This window comes from Arthrobacter sp. MW3 TE3886 (genome assembly GCF_041262145.1).
GTDB lineage: Bacteria > Actinomycetota > Actinomycetes > Actinomycetales > Micrococcaceae > Arthrobacter.
In genome coordinates, this window is sequence record NZ_JBGCAN010000001.1 from 2738287 (window position 1) to 2756191 (window position 17905).

A 17905-nucleotide genomic window follows, 5' to 3' on the forward strand; every position below is an offset into this window, starting at 1 on the left:
GGTGCCGTTGCACGTGCACCGCCGCAGGCAAGGCGGAGGCCGGGAGCGGCAGGCTGGGGCAGGAAACCGCGGGCTATTCGGCCGACTTGCTCTGGTTGTAGCTGGTGGAGCGTTCCTGGCCGCTGAGGTCCGCGATGGCGTCCATGATGCGGTCCGTGACCTGGCGGCGGGCCGGCAGGGAATGGTCCGGTCCGGTCTTCTCGAAATACAGCGGCTCGCCCACCTTCATGGTGAAGTGCTGCGGTTTGACGGACTTGCTGTCCGCGGGCTGCAGGTGTTCGGTGCCGATCAGGCCCACCGGGATCACGGGCGCGCCCGTGGTGAGGGCCAGCCAGCCGACGCCGGTGCGGCCGCGGTACAGGATGCCGTCGCGGGAGCGGGTGCCTTCGGGATAGATGCCCACGCCCTTGCCGGAGTCGAGGATGTCCAGCAGCGTTTTCAGGGCCTGGACGCTCGCCGCCTGCTCGCCGCGTTCCACCGGAATGGAGCCCACGGCCTCGAAGAAGGACTTCATGGCTTTGCCCTTGATGCCGCCGGTGGTGAAATATTCGGCCTTCGCGAAGAATGCCACGGGCCGCGGCATGAGGGCCTGGACGATCACGCTGTCCAGGAAGGAGAGATGGTTCGGGGCCACGATGAACGGCCCGTCCTTGGGCACGTTTTCCAGGCCAATGACCGTGGGACGGCACGTGGTGGTTACCAGCCCCCGCGTGGTCCAGCGGATTGCGTCAAACATTGCCATCGGTGTGCACCTCGTTCAGGGCTGTGGTCCCCGGGCGTTCGGAGAGCCGGTTGATCGTCGCGTGTAGCGCCGTGGTGGTGTGCACGATCTCGACGGCACCGGCCGCGTGCAGTTCGCCGTCGGGCGCAAACCCCCAGCCTACGCCGATGCAGTCCAGTCCGTTCGCAGCGGCCCCGGCGACGTCCTGTGCCCCGTCCCCCACCATCACGGCCCGGCCGACGGCCGAAGGGGCAGCGTCAGCCAGGTCCGAGAGCGCGGCAGCGACGATGCCGGCCTTGCCTTGTGGAACGAAGGCTTCGGGAACCGAGGCTTCGGAAACAGAGCCCTCGGGAACGGAGCCCGCGCCCTGGCCGGCGGCCTCGTCGGCGGCGGAGCCCCGGATGCTGTGGAAGAGCCCGGCGATGCCGTGGTGCGCTAGGACGGTGCGGGCCAGTCCTTCCGGCTTCTGGGTCGCGACGGCGATGGGCCGTCCGGCGGCGACAAAGTCCTCGAGGAGGCCGCGGATTCCCGGGTAGAGCCGGCTCTGCGCGATTCCCGTGGCAACGTAGTGCGCGCGGTAGATGCGGATGGCGTCTTCCAGCTGTGCGGCCGGAACACCGGCGATTTCCGTCAGGGAATGGCTGAGCTTGGGCCCAATCATGGCGTCCATCCGGGACTTGTCCGGAACCGGCAGGCCAAGTTCGGCGAGGGCCGCGGCGATTCCGTCGGTAATTCCCCCGGCGGGATCGACAAGAGTGCCGTCAAGGTCGAAGATCACGGGCACTGTTGTATGCGTCACCGGCTTAGTTTCTCACGAGTGTGCTGTTGCCAGAAATTCGCATACCCCTGCGGGAATACATCACGCGATACATCGGGAACACATCACGCGGTACATCAGCGAATACATCAGGGAACACAGCAGCGAATGGATCGGGCGGTGACATCCCGGCGGGGGGACGCGTGCGGCGGAAGCATGCCTGCCGCCGCACGGTCTCCGGCGGCTGGTGTTCAGGCGAGGAGCTCGGCGAGGAAGGCGGCCGTGTGGCTTTCGCTGGACTTGGCCACCTGCTCGGGGGTGCCGGAGGCGACCACACGGCCGCCACCGGACCCGCCGTCGGGGCCAAGGTCCACGATCCAGTCGGCGCTCTTGATGACGTCGAGGTTGTGTTCGATCGTGATCACCGTGTTGCCCTTCTCCACGAGGCCCTGCAGCACCATGAGGAGCTTGCGGATGTCCTCGAAGTGCAGGCCGGTGGTGGGCTCGTCCAGGACGTAGACGCTGCGGCCGTTGGAGCGTTTCTGGAGCTCGGCTGCGAGCTTCACACGCTGGGCCTCACCGCCGGAGAGCGTGGTGGCGGGCTGGCCCAGCCGGACGTAGCCAAGGCCGACGTCGACGAGCGTGTTGAGGTGCCGCGCGATCGGCGAGAAGGCCGCGAAGAACTCGGCCCCTTCCTCGATGGGCATGTTCAGCACATCAGCGATGGTCTTGCCCTTGTAGTGGACCTCCAGGGTTTCGCGGTTGTACCGGGCGCCGTGGCAGACCTCGCAGGGGACGTAGACGTCCGGCAGGAAGTTCATCTCGATCTTCAGGGTGCCGTCGCCGGAGCAGGCCTCGCAGCGGCCGCCCTTGACGTTGAAGGAGAACCGGCCCGGCAGGTAGCCGCGGACCTTGGCTTCGGTGGTCTCGGCGAAAAGCTTCCGGATGTGGTCGAACACGCCGGTGTAGGTGGCCGGGTTCGAGCGCGGCGTGCGGCCGATGGGGCTCTGGTCGACGTGCACCACTTTGTCCAGGTGTTCGAGGCCCTGGACGGACTTGTGCCGGCCGGCCACCTGCTTGGCGCCGTTGAGCTTGTTGGCGAGCACTTTGTAGAGGATCTCGTTGACCAGGGTGGACTTGCCCGAGCCGCTGACCCCGGTGACGGCGGTGAACAGGCCCAGCGGGAAACTGGCGTCGATGTTCAGGAGGTTGTTCTCCTTCGCCCCGACCACCTTGAGCTCGCGCTTCTTGTCGTATTTGCGCCGCTTTTTCGGGATCTCGATTTTCCGCCGGCCCGAGAGGTAGTCGCCGGTGAGTGAGTCCGTGTTTTCCAGCAGCGCCTGGTAGGAACCGGAATGGACCACCATGCCGCCGTGCTCGCCGGCGCCCGGTCCGATGTCCACCACCCAGTCGGCCTCGTGGATGGTGTCCTCGTCATGCTCCACGACGATCAGGGTGTTGCCGAGGTCCCGGAGCCGGGTGAGTGTCTCGATCAGGCGGCGGTTGTCCCGCTGGTGCAGGCCGATCGAGGGCTCGTCCAGGACGTACAGCACGCCCACGAGGCCGGAGCCGATCTGGGTGGCCAGCCGGATGCGCTGGGCTTCGCCGCCGGACAGGGTGCCGGAGGGCCGCTCCAGGTTCAGGTACTCGAGCCCGACGTCGAGGAGGAAGGTCAGCCGGGCCTGGATTTCCTTGAGGACCTGGTGGGCGATCTGGGCCTCACGGCCGGTCAGGACGAGGTTGTCGAGGAAGCCTGCGCATTCCCGCATGGGCAGCGCGGCGACCTCTGCGATTGATTTGCCGTTGATCAGCACCGAGAGCGACGCGGGGTTCAGCCGTGCCCCGTTGCAGGCCGGGCACGGGACCTGGCGCATGTATTCCTCGTAGCGGTCGCGCGCGGAGTCGGAATCGGTCTCGCCGTGCTTGCGGTGGACGTACTGCACGACGCCCTCAAAGCCGGTGCTGTACTTGCGTTCCCGACCGAAGCGGTTGCGGTATTGCACCACCACCTTGTGGTCCTTGCCGTGCAGGACGGTCTGCCGGACGTCGGTGTCGAGCTTCTCCCACGCCGTCGTCATGGAGAAGCCGAGTTCCTCGGCGAGCCCGGCCAGCAGCCGGTTCCAGTACTCCGTGGTGGCGGTGCCCAGGGACCACGGCGCAATGGCCCCCTCGGAGAGCGAAAGCTCCGGGTTGGGGATGAGGAGTTCCTCGTCGACCTCCAGCTTGGTGCCGATGCCGCTGCACGCGCTGCAGGCGCCGAAAGGGTTGTTGAACGAGAAGGAGCGGGGCTCGATCTCGTCGATCGCCAGGGGGTGCTCGTTGGGGCAGGCGAGGTGTTCGGAGAACGCCCTGATCCGCTCGGGATCGTCCGCTTCGAGGTCGACGAATTCGGCCAGAATGCGGCCCTCCGCCAGTCCGAGGGCGGTTTCGACCGAGTCGGTCAGGCGCTGGCTGATGCCTTCCTTGACCACGAGGCGGTCCACCACCACTTCGATGGTGTGCTTGAACTGCTTGCCCAGCTTCGGCGGATCACTCAGGTGGACGAGCTCGCCGTCCACCCGGGCCCGCGAGTAGCCCTTGGCGGTGAGTTCCTTGAAAAGATCCACGAATTCGCCCTTGCGGCCGCGGACCACGGGTGCCAGCACCTGGAAGCGCGTGCCGTCCGGGAGTTCGAGCAGCTGGTCGACGATCTGCTGCGGGGTCTGTTTGGTTACAGGCTCCCCGCAGACGGGGCAGTGCGGCCGGCCCACACGGGCCCAGAGCAGGCGCATGTAGTCGTAAATCTCGGTGATGGTGCCCACGGTCGAGCGCGGGTTCTTGGAGGTGGACTTCTGGTCGATGGACACCGCCGGCGAGAGGCCCTCGATGAAATCGACGTCGGGCTTGTCCACCTGACCCAGGAACTGCCGGGCATAGGCGGAGAGCGATTCGACGTAGCGGCGCTGGCCCTCGGCGAAGATGGTGTCGAAGGCGAGGGAGGACTTCCCGGAACCGGACAGGCCGGTGAACACGATCATGGCATCGCGCGGCAGGTCGAGGTCCACGTTGCGCAGGTTGTGCTCGCGGGCGCCTTTGACGACGAGGCGCGTCATGTCCGGACGTTTCAGGACGGGGCGGGACGGGACCGCATCCCGGACTGCCAGCGGCTCGACGGCGGAATGGACTTCAACGGCTGGATCTTCAGCTACAGCTTTAGGCACGAATCTAATGCTAATCGAAAACTTCTTCGAAAAACTATTCCGCGAGTCCAGGGCGGCACCTGATGTGCTACTGGCGGTCGTAGGCGGCGGCCAGCAATTGCACGGCCTCGGCAAAGCTCGCGCCCTGGGCCTTGGCGGCCGCGGCGAACTCCTCGGCGGCGGCGGACAGCGAACTCCAGGCCGCATCGCGGGCACACACAACGGTGCCGTTGCGGCCCTTGGTCACCACAACGCCGGCGGCCTCGAGTTCCTTGTAGGCCCGCGCCACGGTGTGCGGAGCCACGCCCAGCTCGCCGGCGAGGCTGCGCACGGCCGGAAGCCTGGTGCCCGGCGCGAGCGTGCCGTTGTCGGCGCGTTCGATGACGTAGAGCCGCAGCTGTTCGAAGAGCGGGACGGAGCTGGCCGGATTGGTCCGCCAGGTTCCCGGGAAGCGCTCCCCCGCGGCGTCTGCGGGGCTCACTGTTCGGCCTTCCGGACGGCCGGGACCTGTTCGCGGCCGGCGAACTGGGCCTCGTACAAATCCTTGTAGAGGCCCCGCCGCGCCACCAGCTGCTGATGGGTGCCGTGTTCAACGATTCGTCCGTGGTCCATGACGAGAATTAGATCAGCGTCCCGGACCGTGGACAAACGGTGCGCGATCACGAAGCTCGTATGACCTTGCCGCAGCTGCTCCATGGCATGCCGGATCTGCACCTCCGTGCGGCTGTCGACGGAACTCGTCGCCTCATCCAGCACCATGATGTTGCGCCCTGCAAGCTGCGCCCGTGCGATCGAGACGAGCTGGCGCTGGCCCCGGCTCAGGGAGTCGCCGTCATTGCCGAGCATCGTGGCGTAGCCGGCCGGGAGGGACCGCACAAACTGGTCCACGTGGCTGGCGCGGGCCGCGGCGACGATGTCGGCGTCGGTGGCGCCGGGCCGGCCGTATTCGATGTTCTCCCGGATGCTGCCGGTAAACAGCCAGGCATCCTGCAGCACGATTCCGAAGGCGCGCCGCAGCTCGTCCCGCGGGATGGTGGCGATGTCCGTCGAGTCCACCAGGATCCGGCCGGAGTCGAGTTCATAGAAGCGCATCAGGAGGTTGACGACGGTGGTCTTGCCGGCCCCGGTGTGTCCCACGATCGCCACCGTCTGTCCCGGGTCCACCGTGAAGGAGAGGTCCTTCACCACGGGGGTGCCAGGGCTGTAGCTGAAGCTGACGTGTTCGAACGTGACCCGGCCTGCCACCGCGCCCGGATCCAGCAGGTCGCCGGGCGTGGACGGGGCAGGGGGTTTGCGTCCGTTGGAGGATTTGCGCGGGACATGGAACTTCCGCGCAGCCGTGGCGCCGCGCAGTTTGCCGGCGCCGTTTGCCGAAACGGCGGGCACGGCGCTGTCCCGGGGGATCTCCGGGGCGTCCAGCAGCTCGAACACGCGCTCGGCCGAGGCCAGGCAGGACTGCACGAGGGTCAGCATGCCGCCGATCTGGCTCACCGGCTGGCTGAAGAGGCGGGAGAACTGGACGAAGGCCTGGATGCCGCCGATCGTCAAGAGCCCCGCGGTGACCTGCAGCGCCCCCACAACAGCAATCGCGATGTAGTTGAGGTTGGCGACAAACACCAGCAGCGGCTGCACGATGCCGGACAGGTACTGGGCGCGGGTGCTGGATCGCGTGAGCTTCTCGTTGCGCTCCCGGAAGCTCGCGGCCGACTCTTCCTGCCGGCCGAATGCCTTCACCACTTCATGCCCGGTGAAGAATTCCTCGAGTTGGGCGTGCAGTGCCCCCGTGCTGCTCCACTGCTCCTTGAAGTGCGCCTGGGAGTGCCGGGCCACGAGGACCGTGATGACCGTGGACACCGGCACCGAGAGGACCGCGATCAGCGCCAGCAGCGGCGAGAGCCACAGCATCATGGCGAGTGCGGCCGAGAGCATCAGGACGGACATGATCAGCTGGTTGAGGAGCTGGTTGAGTGCCTGGGAGATATTGTCGACGTCGTTCGTGGCCCGGCTGAGCACGTCGCCGCGGCGCTGCTCCTCGAAATGGCTGGACGGCAGCACATGGAGTTTTTGTTCCACGGAGCCGCGGAGGCCGTAGCTGAGGCGCTGCACCGCGGTGGCGGTGAGGCTGCCCTGGATCCAGCTGAACAGCGACGCCCCGACGTACATGGCGGAAACCGCCAGCAGCCGCTCGGCCAACTGTTGCTCGTCGAGGGAGCCGCCCAGGAAGCCATCGACGACGACGTCGGTGGCGTCGCCCAGGACCTTGGGCGCCGCCACGTTCAGTGTCACGAACGCACAGGTGGCGGCGATGACACCGGCCATCCGCCATTTCAGCGGCAGCAGCAGGCCAAGCAGCCGGGTGGCGGTGTGCCATTTGATGCGCTCCGGCACGCCGGGTCCGGCAACGGTCCCGGCGCGGTGTGCCCGCTCGCGGCTCACGGGGCTTCCTCCAGCACCAGCTGGGACGCGGCAATTTCCTGGTAGCTGGGCGAGGACTCCATGAGTTCGCTGTGCGTACCCTGCGCGACGACCCGGCCGCCCTCCAGTACCAGGATCAGCCCGGCGTCCACGATTGTTGACACCCGCTCGGCCACGATCAGCACGGTCGCCGAGCGCAGGAGCGGCTCAATCGCCGCCCGGAGCCTGACGTCGGTGCCGTAGTCCAGAGCCGAGAAACTGTCATCGAACAGGTAGGCGGGGGCCCGCTTGAGCAGGGCCCGCGCGATGCACAGGCGCTGCCGTTCGCCGCCGGAGAAGTTGGTGCCGCCCTGGCTTACGGGGGTTTCGAGCCCGAGCGGCAGGGCGCGGACAAATTCGGCGGCCTGGGCAGCTTCGAGAGCCTGCCACAATTCGGGCTCGCTCGCGGCGGGCGCCCCGAACCGGAGGTTCTCGGCGACGGTGTCCGCGAAAAGGTAGGACTGCTGCGGGACTATTGCCATCAGGCCGCGCAGGACGTCCAGCGGCATCGCCCGCACGTTGTCCCCGCCGATGCTGATCTCTCCGGCCGTCGCGTCGAGGAAGCGGGGCAGCAGGTTCAGGAGTGTCGTCTTGCCGCTGCCGGTCGCGCCGATGATCGCCGTCGTGGTCCCGGCCCTGGCGGTGAACGAGACGCCGTCCAGCACAGGCGCTTCAGCGCCGGGGTACGCGAATGACACGTTCCGGAACTCGACAGCGCCGGAGCGGCCCGTGGCGGCGGTGCCGGCGGGAGTCGCGGCAGTGCCGGCTGGAGTCGCGGCAGTGCCGGCGGGAACGGCCGGATCCGCGATGGCCGGTTCCGTGTCCAGCACTGCGCGGATCCGTTCCGCGCACGCCGCTGCCCGGGGGGCGGTCATGAAGACGTACATCGCCATCATGATGGCAATCAGGATCTGCAGGATGTAGGCGATGAACGCCGTCAGCGCCCCCAGCCGCATTTCGCCGGCGTCGATCCGATGCCCGCCAAACCACACCACGAACACTGAGGAGATGTTGACCACGAACATGATCATCGGCATCATCGCCGCCACCAGGAGGGCCGACTGCAAATTGTTCCGGGTGAGGTCCTTGTTGGCTTCATCGAAGCGGCGGACTTCGTGGTCCTGCCGGACAAAGCCGCGGATAACATTCGCGCCGATGATCTGCTCCCGCAGCACCCGGCCGATCCGGTCCAGGAGGCCCTGGCCCTGGCGGTACAGGGGAATCAGGCGGCGCACGATCACCGTCATGATCACCGTCAGGACCGGGATCACCACGACCACGATCCAGGACAGCACCACGTCCTGGTGCACGGCCAGCACGATGCCGCCGATGAAGATCGCCGGTGCGGCAATCAGCATGATGAACACTAGGACGGCGAGGTTTTGGATCTGGGCGACGTCGTTGGTGGCCCGGGTCACGAGGCTGGGCGCGCCGAAAGCGCTGACCTCCTGGGAGGAGAAGGACTGCACCTTCGCGAACAGCTCCCCGCGCAGCTGGCCGCCAATCTCCATGGCGACCACAGCGCCCAGATATCCGGCCGCGACGGCCGTGATCACCTGGACGGCAGCGATTCCGGCCATCCAGGCCCCGAGGTGGAGGATTTCCCCGGTGTCCCCGCCGATGATGCCGTCGTCGATGATCGCGGCATTCAGGGTGGGCAGGAGCAGGTTGGCAGTGGCTTGCACGAGCTGCAGCACAACGATGGCCAGCACGGTCCCCTTATGCGCGGACAACAGCCGCGACATCAGGCCTATAAGCACTGAACCTCCATTACTAGCCCAGGGCCCGGAATGGTGATCAGCCTAACGGCCGCCCCACACCGCCACGTCATTGTAAGCCCCATTCCGGAGTGCTTCGTGTCAACCGGCAGACGCGCCGCCTACCCGGTTTTCTGCGCCACCGCGAACGTGCGGCGGAACGGGAAGACCGTCCCGTGCCGGCCTGCCGGATATGCGTCGTCCAGCCGTGCCGAGTACTCGGCTTCGAACTCCCTGGCCTCGTCCTCGGGGAGGGCCGCGAGGACCGGCCTGAGCCCGGTGCCGCGGACCCACTCCAACACCGGGTGGGCGCCCGGGAGCAGCTGCTGGTAGGTGGTCTCCCAGGCGTCTGCGGCACAACCGGCGTCGAGCATGATTTCCAGGTACTCCGCCGCTTCCCCCACCACGTCGTCGTGGCGGAGCACCCCGGCGAGCCGCCCCGCCCAGGCCGGAGATTCGGCCAGCTCCCGCATCAGGGTGTGCGACGGGGCATTGAAGTTCCCCGGCACTTGCAGCGCGAACCAGGCGCCCGGCTTGAGGGCATCGAGCCATCCAGGCAGCAGCTTTCGGTGGCCGGGCACCCACTGCAGGGCCGCGTTGGTGACCACCACGTCCGTGTCGCCGGACGGCAGCCAGTGCTCAATGTCGGCCAGCTCGTAGGAAAGATTGGCCGCCGCGGCTGCGTGGTCCTTGGAAATGGCCAGCATTTCCGGCGACGAATCCAGACCGACCACCTGCGCGCCCGGCCAGCGGTCCGCGAGCGTCGCGGTCAGGTTTCCGGGACCGCAGCCGAGGTCCACCACGTGCCGCGGGGCTTCGGCATGGATCCGCCCCGTCAGATCGAAAAATGGCCTGTCCCGGTAGTCACCGAACTGCACATATTTCTCCGGATCCCACTTCATGGCTGCCTCCAGTTCCCGGCACGTTGTCCTAACCGAAGCCTAGTCCCGGCCCGTGGGACAGCCAAGGAAGAGCGCCTGCGCTGCGTGCGGCGCACGGCCCGTCCGGTGCCGCGGGTACCACGCGGGCACTAAGCTGGACAGCAATGAAACTCGTTGATCAGCTCCCCGCCCCGGCCGCCCGTATCCCCGGCAGGACGGGCCTGGACCCGGACGAGCTCTACACCCGGTTTGTCGAGTGGACCGAGACCCGCGGACTGGCCCTGTACACCGCCCAGGACGAGGCCATCATGGAGCTGGCCGCCGGCTCCAACGTCATCCTGGCCACCCCGACCGGGTCCGGGAAATCCCTCGTCGCCATCGCCGCGCACTTCCAGGCAATGGCCCGCGGGCAGCGGAGCTACTACACCGCCCCGATCAAGGCCCTCGTCTCGGAAAAGTTCTTTGCCCTCTGTGAGATCTTCGGCGCCGACAACGTCGGCATGATCACCGGCGACTCCGGCGTGAACCAGGACGCCCCGATCATCTGCTGCACGGCCGAAATCCTGGCCAACATCGCCCTGCGTGAAGGTTCGGCGGCGCAGCTAGGCGCCGTGATCATGGACGAGTTCCACTTCTACTCGGACCCGCAGCGCGGCTGGGCGTGGCAGGTGCCGCTGCTTGAGCTGCCCCAGGCGCAGTTCCTGCTGATGTCGGCGACACTCGGCGACGTCAGCCGGTTCGAGGACGGCCTCAGCGAACTGACCGGCCGCACGACGACGACCGTCAGTTCCGCGGAACGCCCCATTCCGCTGCACTACTACTACGAACAGACCCCGGTCCACGAGACCCTCGAGGAGCTGCTCGCCACCAAGCAGGTCCCGGTCTACGTGGTCCACTTCAGTCAGGTCGAGGCGATCGACCGGGCCCAGAACCTGATGAGCATCAACGTCTGCACCCGCGAGGAAAAAGACAAGATCGCCGAGCTCATTGCCGGGTTCCGTTTCGCCGCAGGCTTCGGCAAGACCCTCAACCGGCTGGTCCGGCACGGGATCGGCGTCCACCACGCCGGCATGCTGCCGAAGTACCGCCGGCTGGTCGAACAGCTGGCCCAGGCCGGCCTGCTGAAGGTCATCTGCGGCACGGATACGCTCGGGGTAGGCATCAACGTGCCCATCCGCACCGTGCTGCTCACCGCCCTGAGCAAGTACGACGGCGTCCGCACCCGGCTGCTGAACTCCCGCGAGTTCCACCAGATCGCCGGGCGCGCCGGCCGCGCCGGCTATGACACCGCCGGGACCGTGGTGGTCCAGGCCCCGGAGCACGTGACGGAAAACGTCAAGGCGATGGCCAAAGCCACCGCCAAGTTCGGCGACGACCAGAAGAAGCTGCGCCAGGTGGTGAAGAAGAAGCCCCCGGAAGGCTTCGTGTCCTGGGGTGAACCGACGTACAAGCGGCTGGTCGAGTCTGTTCCCGATCCGCTGACGTCAAGTTTCACCGTGACCCACGCGATGCTGATGAACCTGATGGAACGCCCCGGCGACCCGTTCCAGGCCGCCCGCCGCCTGCTCACCGAAAACCACGAGACCCGTCCGGCCCAGCTGCGGCTCATGAAGAAGGCCCTGGGAATTTACCGCGAGCTGCTCGCTGCCGGCGTCGTGGAGCGGATTCCGGCCGGGGAGCAGGGCGCTGACGGCCGCACGGTCCGGCTCACGGTCCACCTGCAGGCAAACTTTGCCCTCAACCAGCCGCTGTCCCCGTTCGCGCTGGCCGCGCTGGAGCTGCTGGACCCGGAGTCGCCGTCGTACGCCCTGGACGTGGTGTCGGTGATCGAGGCCACCCTGGAGAAACCGCGCCAGATCCTCTCCGCACAGCAGAAGAAGGCGCGCGGCGAGGCCATCGCGGCGATGAAGGCCGACGGCATCGAGTATGACCAGCGGATGGCAATGCTCGAAGAGGTCACCTACCCGCAGCCGCTCGCCGAGATCCTCGGCGAGGCCTTCGATGTCTACCGCAAGGCCGCGCCCTGGGTCGGCGACTTCGAGCTGGCGCCCAAGTCCGTGGTCCGGGACATGTACGAGCGCGCCATGAACTTCGGCGAGTTCGTCCAGTTCTACGGCCTCGCCCGCTCGGAAGGGATCGTGCTGCGCTACCTCGCCGACGGTTTCAAGGCGCTCCGCCAGACCGTCCCGCAGGATGCCCTCCGTGAGGACCTCGAGGACCTCATCGCCTGGCTGGGAGAACTGGTCCGGCAGGTGGACTCCAGCCTGCTGGACGAATGGGAAGAGCTCACATCCGGCGCCGCGCCCACACCGCACGACGCTCCCCCGCCCCCGCCGCCGTCGCTGACCTCCAACATCCGGGCCTTCCGGGTGATGGTGCGCAACGAGATGTTCCGCCGCGTGGAGCTGTTCGCCGATGAGGCCGCCACGGCCCTGGGCGAGCTCGACGCCGGCTCCGGCTGGGACGCGGAGCGCTGGGAAGATGCCCTCGATGACTACTTTGATGAGCACAACGACATCGGCACCGGCCCGGATGCCCGCGGCCCCGGGCTGCTGATCATCACCGAGGAGCCCGGAGTGTGGAAGGTGCGGCAGATCTTCGATGACCCCGCCGGCAACCACGACTGGGGCATCTCCGCCGAAGTGGATCTGGCGGCCTCGGACGAGTCCGGGACCGCCGTCGTCCGCGTCACCGACGTCAACCGGCTCTAAGCGGGACGGCACGGGCCGGCGCAGGGCTGAAAGCACGGCGGGCTTGAACGCAGGGCCGGGGCCTTCGCGCCGCGGGTAAACTCGAACAATGAGTGTAATCCGGCCTGCCACAGCGCATGACGTCCCTGCCATCCTGCAGATGATCCACGACCTCGCCCTCTACGAGAAGGAACCGGACGCCGTCCGGAACACCCCCGAGATGCTCACCGAGGTCCTTTTCGGCGACAATCCCAAGGTCTTCGCCACGATGGCGGAGAACGCGGCGGGCGAGGTCCGCGGCTTTGCCCTCTGGTTCCTGAACTACTCCACGTGGGAGGGCGTCCACGGGATCTACCTGGAGGATCTCTACGTCAGGCCGGAGGCCCGCGGCGAAGGCCACGGCAAGGCACTGCTGCAGCACCTGGCAGCGACCGCCGTCGACCGCGGCTACGCGCGCGTCGAATGGAGTGTCCTGGACTGGAACGAGCCCTCCATCAACTTCTACAGGAAGCTCGGCGCCGTGCCGATGGAGGAATGGTCCACCTTCCGCCTCACCGGAGCGGCGCTGGCGGCTTTCGGCGGCCGCGCAGTTGCCGGCGCCGGCTCCCCTGCCGGCTCAAGCTCCGGCTCCCGCGAGGCGGCAACCCGTGGCTGATCTCCCAATGACGGGACTCATGGGAGCCTCCCTCCTGGAGACTGCATCCAGCGACGGGCGCAAAGTTCCGCACAGCGTCCGGGCCCGCCACACCTACCGGGGCATGCGGACCGCGGAACACTCCTTCCAGGTCCCCCTGGACCACTTCAGCGAGGCGGGACGCCGCGGCGAAACCATCACCGTGTTCGCCCGCGAGTACGTGTCCACCGAACACAGCGAGGAAGCGGCCGCCGGGCTTCCCTGGCTGCTGTTCCTGCAGGGCGGTCCTGGCGGCCGCGGAAACCGGTTCCCGTCGCTGGGCGGCTGGAGCAAGGCCGCCGCGAAGGACTTCCGGATCCTCATGCTCGACCAGCGCGGCACCGGACTGTCCTCGCCCGTGGACCGCAACACGCTGCCGCTGCGCGGGACCGCCGCGGAGCAGGCCGACTACCTGAAGCACTTCCGCGCCGACTCGATCGTCGCCGACGCCGAGGCCATCAGGGCCGCCCTGGACTCCGCCCCCTGGACCATCTACGGCCAGAGCTACGGCGGATTCTGCGCACTCAGCTACCTCTCCTTCGCCCCCGAGGGGCTGCGCGAGGCACTCGTGACAGGCGGGCTGGCCCCGCTGGGCGGCTCCGCGGACCGTGTGTACCGGGCCACGTTCCAGCGGGTCGCGGCACGGAACGCCGAATACTTTGACTGGTACCCCGAGGACCGGGCCGCCATCACCCGGATCGCCGGGCACCTGCGGGAAACAGAGGAGGTCCTGGCCGACGGCGGCCGGCTCACGGTGGAACGGTTCCAGATGGTGGGCTCGTTCCTGGGCGGCAATACCCGGGTGGACGCGCTGCACCACCTGCTCGAGGACGCCTTCGTGGCCACACCCGGCGGCGACCGCCTCTCGGACGCCTTCCTGGAACAGGTCCGTGGCCTCGTGTCCCGGGCCGCGAACCCGCTGTATGCGTTGATGCACGAGTCCATCTACGCCCAGGACGGTGCCACCAACTGGGCCGCCTGGCGCGTGCTGGAGGAATTCCCCGAGTTCCGGCCCGACGCCGGCGAACCGCTTCTGACCGGGGAAATGGTGTACCCGTGGTACTTCGAGCAGGACCCAGCCCTGCGCCCGCTGCAGGAGGTGGCCCGGCTCCTGGCCGAAAAGGACGACTGGGCGCCGCTCTACGATCCGGCGAGGCTGGCACTGAACACCGTGCCCGTCGCCGCGGCCGTCTACACCGACGACATCTACGTGGACCGGGAGCTGTCCCTGGACACGGCGGCCGCGGTCCGGGGCCTGCAGGTCTGGGAGTCCGGCGAGTTCCACCACGACGGCATCGCGGACGACGGCGAGGCGATCTTCGGGCGCCTGCTGGGGATGGCCCGTTCCGCCCGCCGCTGACCCGCCCGCCTGCCAGGCACGGTCTCGGCCTGATGGCGCCCGGCTCAACATTTAGCCGAAACAGGTGCGGCGCTGGACCCGCGAGGGGCCAGCGCCGTACTGCTGTGCGCTGCCAGGCATGCGCTGCCGGGTACCCCCGGCGGTGCGGAACTAGTCGACGTCGCTCAGGCTCTTGCGTGAGTCCTCTTCCAGCCGGGCGTCCAGCTTCGACTTGGACGCCTTGGAGCTCACCAGGCTGGCGATCACCGCGATAACGATGGTGCCGATGATCACCCCGAGCGAGACGTAGGTGGGGATCTCGGGGGCCCACTCGATGTGCTGGCCGCCGTTGATGAACGGCAGCTCGTTGACGTGCATGGCGTGCAGGACCAGCTTCACACCGATGAACGCCAGGATCACGGACAGGGCGTGCTTGAGGTAGATGAGCCGGTTCATGAGGCCGCCGAGCAGGAAGTACAGCTGGCGCAGGCCCATGAGGGCGAAGATGTTGGCGGTGAAGACGATGAAGGCGCTCTGGGTGAGGCCGAAAATGGCCGGAATGGAGTCGACCGCGAAGAGCAGGTCCGTCATGCCGATGGTCACGAAGACGATCAGCATCGGGGTGAACACCTTCTTGCCGTCGACCACGGTGCGGAGCTTGCCGCCGTCGAACTGCTCGGACATCGGCAGGACCCGGCGGATCCGGGCGATCAGCGGGTTTTCCTTGTCTTCCTCGTCCTCGCCCTCGTCCTGGGCCTGCTTCCAGGCGGTCCAGAGCAGGAAAGCACCGAAGATGTAGAAGACCCAGCTGAACTGCTCGATCACAATCGCGCCCAGCATGATGAATATGCCGCGGAGGATCAGGGCGATGATGATGCCCACCATGAGCACTTCCTGCTGGTACTTTCTCGGTACCGAGAAGCGGGCCATGATGATGATGAAGACGAACAGGTTGTCGATGCTCAGGCTGTATTCGGTCACCCAGCCGGCGATGAACTGGCCGCCGAATTCCGGGCCGGTGAAGGCGAACATGGCGCCGGCGAAGACCAAGGCCAGGGCCACGTAGAACGCGACCCACAGTCCGGCTTCTTTCATGGAGGGCTCATGCGGGCGTTTGAGGACCATCAGCAGGTCGATGGCCAGAATGACGCCGAGGACAACAAACGAGCCGATCTCGAACCACAGGGGAAGCTCGGGCACGGGGGAAATACCTTTCGTAGGGTACAGCTCAGCGGTGTAAGTCTCTCCGACCGCCGGCGCATGACGCTGCCTGGCTGCCCGCTACGCCCGGCACGGCATCGTAGCCGTGCGTGTTGACGATCGTAGCGTTTCGGATACTCCCCTACGTTTGACCGAGTTTACCCTAGGCGTGCCCCGCGGATTGCATTTGCCGCAGTTCCTTCTTCAATTCGCCCACCTCATCGCGCAGCCGGGCGGCCAGTTCGAACTGCAGCTCCCCGGCTGCGGCGTGCATCTGTTCGGTCAGCTGTTCGATCAGGCCGACGAGGTCCTCTGCCGGCGCGGCGGCGAGACCGTCCGCACGGATGAGCGAGGTGCCCTTGCCCTTGCCGCGGTTCTTCCCGGCCGCGGCCAGCAGCTCGCGGGTGTCCGCGTCTTCCTTGGCCAGCTGGTCGGTGATGTCCGCGATCTTTTTCCGGAGCGGCTGGGGGTCGATCCCGTTCTCCGTGTTGTAGGCCACCTGGATGGCGCGGCGGCGGTTCGTCTCGTCGATGGCGTGGGCCATCGAGTCGGTGATCCGGTCCGCGTACATGTGCACCTGGCCGGAGACGTTTCGGGCGGCGCGCCCGATGGTCTGGATCAGGGACGTCGAGGAGCGCAGGAAGCCCTCCTTGTCCGCGTCCAGGATGCTGACCAGCGACACTTCCGGAAGGTCCAGGCCTTCACGGAGCAGGTTGATGCCGACGAGGACGTCGAAGACGCCCATCCGCAGTTCGCGCAGGAGTTCCACGCGGCGCAGCGTGTCGACGTCGGAGTGCAGGTATTCCACCTTCACGCCGTGGCCCAGCAGGTAGTCCGTCAGGTCCTCGGCCATCCGCTTGGTCAAGGTGGTGACCAGGACCCGCTCGTTCTTCGCGGTGCGGGTCCGGATTTCACCCAGCAGGTCATCGATCTGCCCCTTCGTGGGCTTGACGACGACCTCGGGGTCGATCAGGCCGGTGGGGCGGATGATCTGCTGGACGAAACCGTCGGACTTGCCGAGCTCGTACTTGCCCGGTGTGGCGGAGAGGTAGACGGTCTGGCCCACGCGGTCCTGGAACTCGTCCCATTTGAGCGGGCGGTTGTCCATCGCCGAGGGCAGCCTGAAGCCGTGGTCCACGAGGTTCCGCTTGCGGGACATGTCGCCCTCGTACATGGCGCCGATCTGCGGCACGGTGACGTGGGATTCATCGATCACCAGGAGGAAGTCGTCCGGGAAGTAGTCGATCAGGCAGTGCGGCGCGGTCCCGCGGGCCCGGCCGTCGATGTGCGAGGAATAGTTCTCGATGCCGTTGCAGAACCCCATCTGCTGCATCATTTCCAGGTCATAGGTGGTGCGCATCCGGAGCCGTTGGGCCTCGACCAGCTTGTTCTGGCTTTCCAGCACGGTGAGGCGCTCGGCCAGTTCGTCTTCGATCCGCTTGATCGCCCGGCCCATCCGTTCCGGACCGGCGACGTAGTGCGAGGCGGGGAAGACGTACATTTCGTTCTCGTCCCGGAGCACTTCGCCGGTCAGCGGGTGGAGGGTCTGGATGTTTTCGATCTCGTCGCCGAAAAACTCGATCCGGATCGCCAGTTCCTCGTACATCGGGATGATTTCCACGGTGTCCCCGCGGACCCGGAACGTGCCGCGGTGGAAGTCCATGTCGTTGCGGGTGTACTGCATGGAGACGAACTTCCGGAGCAGGTCGTCGCGGTTCATCTCGGCGCCCTTGCGGAGCGTCACCATGCCGGCGATGTATTCTTCCGGGGTGCCGAGGCCGTAGATGCAGGAGACGGTGGCGACCACGATCACGTCGCGGCGGGTCAGCAGCGCGTTGGTGGCGGAGTGGCGGAGCCGTTCGACTTCCTCGTTGACGGAGGAATCCTTCTCGATGAAGGTGTCCGTCTGGGCGACGTAGGCTTCCGGCTGGTAGTAGTCGTAGTAGGACACGAAGTATTCCACCGCGTTGTTCGGCAGCAGTTCGCGGAATTCGTTGGCCAGCTGCGCGGCGAGGGTCTTGTTCTGCACCATCACCAGGGTGGGACGCTGGACCTGCTCGATCAGCCAGGCCGTGGTCGCGCTCTTACCGGTACCGGTGGCGCCGAGCAGCACGACGTCTTTTTCGCCGTTCTTGATGCGCTCGGTCAGCTCTGCGATGGCGGCCGGCTGGTCACCGGCCGGCTGGAACTCGCTGATGACCTCGAAGGGCGCCACGACGCGGTTGATTTCCTGGGCAAGACTCATGTACCTAAT

At 67.0% G+C, this 17905-nt stretch carries 12 protein-coding genes; 3 read left to right on the forward strand and 9 right to left on the reverse strand.

All coding sequences use genetic code 11. The features are described from left to right. Positions 1-73: 73 nt before the first annotated feature. From ABH915_RS12450 to ABH915_RS12480, 7 genes are all read right to left on the reverse strand, one after another. Complete coding sequence (locus ABH915_RS12450) at positions 74-742, reverse strand: 1-acyl-sn-glycerol-3-phosphate acyltransferase (RefSeq protein WP_026266350.1); 669 nt, start codon at positions 740-742, stop codon at positions 74-76. Continuing rightward, complete coding sequence (locus tag ABH915_RS12455; protein ID WP_370121672.1) at positions 729-1520, reverse strand: HAD hydrolase-like protein; 792 nt, start codon at positions 1518-1520, stop codon at positions 729-731. Before ABH915_RS12455 ends, ABH915_RS12450 begins: the two co-directional genes overlap by 14 nt. A 209-nt stretch (positions 1521-1729) precedes the next feature. Then, the gene (gene uvrA, locus ABH915_RS12460) at positions 1730-4678 is read right to left on the reverse strand and encodes an excinuclease ABC subunit UvrA (protein ID WP_370121675.1); all 2949 of its coding nucleotides are present in this window, start codon (positions 4676-4678) and stop codon (positions 1730-1732) included. A gap of 67 nt (positions 4679-4745) precedes the next feature. Next, a complete protein-coding gene (locus tag ABH915_RS12465) occupies positions 4746-5138 on the reverse strand; it encodes a GntR family transcriptional regulator (RefSeq protein ID WP_370121678.1) in 393 nt (130 codons plus the stop codon). Then, positions 5135-6976, reverse strand: a complete 1842-nt coding sequence (locus ABH915_RS12470; RefSeq protein ID WP_370124996.1) for an ABC transporter ATP-binding protein — start codon at positions 6974-6976, stop codon at positions 5135-5137. The genes ABH915_RS12465 and ABH915_RS12470 overlap by 4 nt, the downstream gene beginning before the upstream one ends. Before the next feature lie 113 nt (positions 6977-7089). Continuing rightward, positions 7090-8856, reverse strand: a complete 1767-nt coding sequence (locus ABH915_RS12475; RefSeq protein ID WP_370124997.1) for an ABC transporter ATP-binding protein — start codon at positions 8854-8856, stop codon at positions 7090-7092. A gap of 134 nt (positions 8857-8990) precedes the next feature. Beyond that, complete coding sequence (locus ABH915_RS12480) at positions 8991-9770, reverse strand: trans-aconitate 2-methyltransferase (RefSeq protein WP_018773009.1); 780 nt, start codon at positions 9768-9770, stop codon at positions 8991-8993. A gap of 143 nt (positions 9771-9913) precedes the next feature. Between ABH915_RS12480 and ABH915_RS12485 the strand changes: the two genes are divergently transcribed. From ABH915_RS12485 to ABH915_RS12495, 3 genes are all read left to right on the forward strand, one after another. Continuing rightward, positions 9914-12460, forward strand: a complete 2547-nt coding sequence (locus ABH915_RS12485; RefSeq protein ID WP_370121682.1) for a DEAD/DEAH box helicase — start codon at positions 9914-9916, stop codon at positions 12458-12460. 88 nt (positions 12461-12548) lie between these two features. Continuing rightward, positions 12549-13094: an N-acetyltransferase family protein gene (locus ABH915_RS12490; RefSeq protein WP_370121685.1), complete on the forward strand. Its 546-nt coding sequence runs from the start codon at positions 12549-12551 to the stop codon at positions 13092-13094. Positions 13095-13113: 19 nt separating this feature from the next. After that, positions 13114-14472, forward strand: a complete 1359-nt coding sequence (locus ABH915_RS12495) for an alpha/beta fold hydrolase (protein WP_370124998.1) — start codon at positions 13114-13116, stop codon at positions 14470-14472. 150 nt (positions 14473-14622) lie between these two features. Here the strand turns inward: ABH915_RS12495 and ABH915_RS12500 are convergent, their stop codons facing one another. After that, positions 14623-15651 (reverse strand): TerC family protein, encoded by a 1029-nt coding sequence (locus tag ABH915_RS12500; RefSeq protein WP_026537358.1) that lies wholly within the window; start codon positions 15649-15651, stop codon positions 14623-14625. Between the two features lie 163 nt (positions 15652-15814). Further along, positions 15815-17896 (reverse strand): excinuclease ABC subunit UvrB, encoded by a 2082-nt coding sequence (gene uvrB / locus ABH915_RS12505; RefSeq protein ID WP_018773014.1) that lies wholly within the window; start codon positions 17894-17896, stop codon positions 15815-15817. Positions 17897-17905 lie beyond the last annotated feature (9 nt).